This is a genomic window from Mycobacterium sp., from assembly GCF_049280035.1.
In the GTDB taxonomy this organism is placed as follows: Bacteria; Actinomycetota; Actinomycetes; order Mycobacteriales; family Mycobacteriaceae; genus Mycobacterium.
Genome location: NZ_JBAPPI010000404.1, coordinates 1 through 1,646 on the forward strand (window position 1 = coordinate 1; position 1,646 = coordinate 1,646).

Sequence of the window (1,646 nt, forward strand, 5' to 3'; positions counted from 1 at the left end):
GTACATGTTCGGATTCGGCAATGGCAATCTGCCCGAAGAGGGCTACCTTATTGCCGAGGCCATCGCCGACCGTGGATTGAAGACAGTCGGCGTCGTCTACGAGCGTGCCGCGACGGGACTCGAGTACACCGAGTTCTTCACCGACGCCTGCCGGCGTGAGGGCCTCGAGATCGTCCACAGCGAAGGCGTTGGTCAAGCCGACCGCGATCTGGCGAAGACGGTTGCACGGCTACAGGCGCGCAATCCAGATGCAGTGGCGTACTTCGGCTTCGGACTTCCTGGCATCGAGATGAACTCGGCGTTTCACGCCGCCGACTACAACCCCCCGCGGTACATGTGCACGGCGTTCATTAACTGCTATGTGATCCCACAGTGGATGAAGGGCCTGCAGGGGTGGATCGGCGTCGATCAGTACGACGAAGCGAACAAGACCGGCCAGGCGCTGCAGGACCGCTTCGAAGCCCGCTTCGGATACCGCCAGGAGAACTGCGTCCCGACCCTGGCGTTCGACGGTGCGGACGCGCTGGCGCGTGGCATCGGCCACGCCCAGACGCTGACCCCGTTCGGGGTGATGAAGGGCCTCGAGAAGGTCAAGGCCGTGCCGTCGTGCACCGGCGGCCCGGGCACGCGTATCTCGCTGGGCCAGTACAACCGACGTGCCTGGCACGGCGTCAACTACCTGGTGCTCCGCGAGATCAACGAAAACGCGAGCGCCACCCGACTTGTGGCTCGATTCCGCAGCTGAGAGAAAGTGAGACATCAACATGGGCAATGGACTTGATGGAAAAGTCGCCTTCATCACCGGCGCGGCGCGCGGCCAGGGCCGCTCGCATGCGGTGCGGTTCGCCGAGGAGGGCGCTGACATCATCGCCGTCGACCTCTGCGAGCAGATCGACAGCGTGACCTATCCGATGGCGACCCGCGAGGACCTCGACGAGACCGTCAATCTCGTCGAGAAGACCGGTCGCCGCATCGTCGCCGAGAAGGCCGACGTCCGCGACTTCGACCGGCTGAAAGCGGTTGTCGCACAGGGAGTCGACGAGTTCGGCCGGTTGGACTTCGTTTTGGCCAACGCGGGTATCATGCCAATCCTCGGTGACCAGTCACACCAGATATCGGCCTACCTCGACGCCGTGAACGTCATGCTGAACGGCGTGTACTTCGGCATCGAAGCCGCCCTGCCTGCGTTGTTGGACAACGCCGAGGGCGGGGCCATCGTGATCACCAGCTCGTCGGCCGGGCTCAAGGCCGGTGGCGTCCGGTTCAGCACCATGAGCCATGGCGGGGCAGGCTATGCCGCCGCCAAACACGGTGTCGTCGGCCTGATGCGTTACTATGCTAATGCACTGGCGGAGAAGAACATTCGGGTGAATTCGGTTCATCCAACTGGGGTGATGACTCCGATGGTCGTCAACGAACAATTCATGCAGTACGCCGCTGAACACCCCGAATTCGGCGAGACGATGCAGAACCTGTTGCCGAATGTTCCCGTCATCGAAGCCAGCGACATCACCGAAGCCATGGTCTACCTGTGCGGCACCTCCGGCCGCTACATCACCGGTATCACCCACTCGGTCGACGCGGGCCTCACAGTCAAGTGATGCGCGTCGGCATCACGTGCTGACCGAGGCCTTCCACTCCAGCGG

The 1,646-nt window shown here is 63.0% G+C and carries 2 protein-coding genes; both read left to right on the forward strand.

Going from position 1 to position 1,646, the window contains the following annotated elements; translation table 11 throughout:
- Nucleotides 1–745, forward strand: a 745-nt coding sequence (locus tag WAN71_RS13500) for an ABC transporter substrate-binding protein (RefSeq protein WP_422225816.1), incomplete at its 5' end; no start/stop codon positions are given.
- 19 nt (nt 746–764) lie between these two features.
- Entirely contained in the window at nt 765–1,601 is an 837-nt protein-coding gene (locus tag WAN71_RS13505) for a mycofactocin-coupled SDR family oxidoreductase (RefSeq protein WP_422225817.1), read from the forward strand.
- Nucleotides 1,602–1,646: the final 45 nt, after the last annotated feature.